Source organism: Paraburkholderia mimosarum LMG 23256 = NBRC 106338, assembly GCF_000739815.1.
Lineage (GTDB): Bacteria > Pseudomonadota > Gammaproteobacteria > Burkholderiales > Burkholderiaceae > Paraburkholderia > Paraburkholderia mimosarum.
This window is the reverse complement of the sequence record NZ_BBJJ01000186.1, coordinates 1-3,737: the sequence shown is the minus strand read 5'-3', so window position 1 is coordinate 3,737 and position 3,737 is coordinate 1. Positions and strand designations below refer to the sequence as shown.

Sequence of the window (3,737 nt, the reverse complement as noted above, 5' to 3'; positions counted from 1 at the left end):
TTGTTGGGGTGTGCCAAGAACGCGAACGTCAGTGCATCGACGTTTGCGGTGCTTTACTGGAGATGAAGGTAGGCCCTTCGGAGTCGGCTTGCAGGAGCGGGCTCCAAACCACCACGAGCTGCGAGGGTAAAGAGCCCTCGTGGTGAGCGTCGATGGAAAAGGCGGAGATAACTCTGTCAGGTAGGGATCAAGGAGATGAACGCAAGTGAACCGCCGACGACGTGTCGATAAACCTACGATGATGTCAAAACCGAAGAGCCCAACAGCTTCGGGACGAGATTGGACGATGCCTGTTGACGGTCCAGTCGGCATCCGGCATATAGGCGGCATGACTTTGATTCAGGCTTCAGTAAGGAACTTGGGAACCTGTCGTCCCGATGCGAAGGGAGAAATCCAAGCGGAAGGCCTCCGCAAGGATGAGAGTACCGATGCGGGGCACAGGGGCGGAGACGTCCGCAGTAGGGGTGAAGGTCCTGTAATGGGACTGGACCGAAGGGGCGTCATCGTTCGGCGTTACTACGTCGGCAACTTGAGCGAGGAGGACCGGCGTGGATAAAGCAAAACCGTTTTGTATTTCCAAACACGAGGTGTGGGCGGCTTACAAGCAAGTAAAGGCAAATCGTGGAGCCGCAGGCGTGGACAGGCAATCACTGGCGGCATTCGAGGAGGATCTGAAGAATAACCTTTATCGGATCTGGAATCGGATGTCATCCGGCAGCTATGTTCCGCCGCCGGTCCTGCGAGTTGACATGCCCAAAGCGGGAGGCGGGACGAGACCGTTGGGCATACCGACGGTGATTTCATAATGCACCTCTCACAGTTGAGTGTTGGAATGTTACCGCTGCAGATGCCCTGAAGTGCGCACCCAATCCCGCAGTTGCCGTTCCTTTGCGGGATCGAGCGTGACCCACCACGGTCCCCGTCCATCGAGCTTGCGGGCCTGAACTACGTGGCGCTCGATCCAGTAATACACGACGTGTGGACTGATGTGCAGCCGATGAGCGAGCTGCTGTACCGTGAGCTCATCCGGGCGCTTGAAGCAGGTTGCTTCAATTCCATACCGATAACGGATCCATTTGATCATTTCAAGCGTAAACGATTTGCCAGTAGAACTGCGCAAACCTTCCTGATTGAGGTGCGCTACGATTTGCCGGTCAGGCAGATGCTGGGAGAGTTCACGCACCCGCTCAACGAACGCGGCAGGGTAACGCATCGCTTCGGCCGCCGGCATGGGCAAGTTCACGGTGATATCAGTACACGCGCTGCCTTGCCAGCGGACATGCAGTACCGCTTGTCTCGTGGCGGACTGTTTATCGACCGTGATGTCCCGGATGAGCAGACGCAACATGCGCTTGCGATCCTTCGCGGATGTGCTCGGTGCCCGCCATAGACGTGGCAGATTGCGCGCCAGCGCGAGGACCTGAGCTTTCTGTTCGGGCGTGGCGACGTGTGCTTTCTGGCTCTGGAACTGGGCGGCTTCCGTCCTGATCGCCTCGAGGCGAAGCATCGCGTCATTCCAGCGCCGCTCAAGCGTACCCGCGACCAGACGGTTGGCCGGGTCGCATTCCTGGTAGCGACGTTCAGCGAGTGCGACCTCATACTCGGCGCGTTCGATTCGCATGTGCCACTGGCGCATGATGGCATGATCGCGTTGCTCGAGTTCGTTCAGGGCGGTCACGGCGAGCTCGAGTTCGGCTGGCTGCAGGGCGGTGAACACAGCCTCGCCAATTGCGTTGTCAAGTAGTTCGCTGCGCATGCTCATGCAATCGGTGGTCGCCAGACCCTCGCGGCGGCGAGCACTGCATAAGTACAATGGATAAAGGCCGCCGTTACCCTGGTAGCGAACGGTCAATGCCCGACCACAGCAGCCGCATATCAGTAGTCCCTGAAGCAGCGCCAATCCTTCACGTGCTGCACCACTGAGCACGGTGCCTTCGCCGTTGGTTCGGTTGCGCGCCAGGCGTGCCTGGTTGCGCTCAAATTCCTCCGGGGTGATGTAGCCTTCATGATGGTCGGGCAGATGGACGCGCCACTCGGCCTTTGAAACTGGCTGCACGCGCTTATGGACCTCTCCCTGTGGTGTGATGCGCTGGCGATACTGGTAACGTCCAAAGACATAATCGCCCGCATAGGAGGGATTCCTGATCAGGCCGAGTACGCGTTCGTGGCTCAGGCGCCCCCAGATGAGTCGGCCTGCCCAGGCACCGCCATAGGCGCGCTTGGGAAAGCGCAGACCCTCTTCGGCAAAGCGCTTGACAACCGCGTATGCGCTACCCGTCTCGTGAAACAGCCGGAATACCAGCTGCACGGCGCCGCGTACCTCGTCATCGGGATCCAGGACGACGCGGCCATCATCGTCATAGCACAAGCCGACGGGCAGTGGAAAGCGCAACTCACCCTTCTTCGCCTTGTTGAGTTTGCCGCCCTGGAGGCGGCCGCGCAAAAAGTGCAGTTCGGCCTGCGCCATCGTACCTTTGAGACCAAGTATCAGGCCGTCGTTGAAGTCGCCCGCGTCGTAGCAGCCATCGGCGTCGATCACGAGCGTATGGGTTAGCGCGCACAACTCGAGCAGGCGATGCCAGTCCAGATTCGAGCGTGCCAGGCGGGAAACCTCCAGTGCGAATACGGCACCCACGTTCCCCATCGAGACGTCCGCTACGAGGGTCTTGAAGTCCTCGCGCCCCGTCATCTGTGCCCCCGATTGACCGAGGTCGCGGTCCAGGACCCGGATCGCCGTCTCCGGCCAACCCAGTGCCAGCGCTTTGTCGCGTAACGCGTATTGACGCTCGGTGCTCTCCTGATGATGTCGCACCTGGGCCAGCGTCGACTGGCGGATGTATATGTACGCCGGCTTGCTTTGATGTTGGGGGGTGATCTTGGTGTTCATCGAAGGCCTCCTCGGTCAGCTCCAGCGCAGGCTCGGCAGTGAGCCAGGCCTCGAGCATGTTGGCGACGAGTACGCCGGCCGATTGCGGATCGATGAAGTTGGCGAGCGACAGCGACGACTGGCTCACCGGCGCCCCTCAGAGCGCCTCGCGGCGGCGCAATAGTTCGCGGTTGATCTCGCAGATCTCCTCGATGATCTCGCGAACGCGGTGATAGTTCGCTAGGTGCTCGGCGACGTCGGCGTAATCCGCTTGCGGCACGTAGTCCATTTGCGGACGGCGGCCGGGGAAGCTCACGGACAGATAGTACTTGGGACCATGGCCGGGGCCGTCTGCGCACCGGCAGCCCGGTTTGCCGCAGCGCTTGTAGCGCTCTATTAGTGAGCCGCGCAAGAGCGTCTCTAACGCCGGCATTTGCTTCAGCAATTGCGCGCGGCGTCTGCGCAAAGTGGATGACGGAATATCTTCCGTTGGCGGACCACGTTAAAAACTGGTCTGATAGTAGGACAAGGAGTCGCATTGATCAAGCTCCTTTGTTCGATGACTTCCTGGATGGGGCAAGCAGGTCGATCAACGTGACCAGCTCCAACAACATGCCGAGATCGAAGTAGCACGCGGGCGTGATGGCGTCGTCGTGGACAGACGGTTTGCCCCAGTCGGTCCATTCGCGCGCAATGCTAAAGCTGCCGCGTTCCGTATCGCGCAGAAGCAGTGTCTCGGTGCCTGCGACGCGGCGCGCCTTCAGCACGGAAAAGCGTTGGCCCCTGAGGGGATGAAATGGATGACGGATCTCAGCCCATCCCAAATGCTCGTTGAGCACTTGTGCAGTTCGCGCTGACCGTCCCGACGGTG

The 3,737-nt window shown here is 60.0% G+C and carries 4 protein-coding genes; 1 reads left to right on the top strand and 3 read right to left on the bottom strand.

The features are described 5' to 3' along the window. The first annotated feature begins 548 nt into the window (after nucleotides 1–548). Nucleotides 549–806 (top strand): RNA-dependent RNA polymerase family protein, encoded by a 258-nt coding sequence (locus BMI01S_RS40225; RefSeq protein ID WP_174480192.1) that lies wholly within the window; start codon nucleotides 549–551, stop codon nucleotides 804–806. A 29-nt stretch (nucleotides 807–835) separates the two neighbouring features. On the opposite strand, the gene BMI01S_RS36305 is transcribed toward BMI01S_RS40225, so the two are convergent. The 3 genes from BMI01S_RS36305 to BMI01S_RS36295 form a co-directional block, all read right to left on the bottom strand. Continuing rightward, nucleotides 836–2,887: a recombinase family protein gene (locus tag BMI01S_RS36305; RefSeq protein ID WP_042292923.1), complete on the bottom strand. Its 2,052-nt coding sequence runs from the start codon at nucleotides 2,885–2,887 to the stop codon at nucleotides 836–838. Nucleotides 2,888–3,023: 136 nt separating this feature from the next. Next, the gene (locus BMI01S_RS36300; RefSeq protein WP_308417773.1) at nucleotides 3,024–3,332 is read right to left on the bottom strand and encodes a DUF6788 family protein; all 309 of its coding nucleotides are present in this window, start codon (nucleotides 3,330–3,332) and stop codon (nucleotides 3,024–3,026) included. 76 nt (nucleotides 3,333–3,408) lie between these two features. After that, nucleotides 3,409–3,737: Y4bD/Y4pK family protein (locus BMI01S_RS36295; RefSeq protein WP_255217854.1), on the bottom strand; the 329-nt coding region annotated here is incomplete at its 5' end.

Bases quoted from the DNA above. Each gene is read 5' to 3' on its own strand.
- BMI01S_RS36305 (WP_042292923.1), bottom strand. From the start codon at position 2,887: ATGAACACCAAGATCACCCCCCAACATCAAAGCAAGCCGGCGTACATA.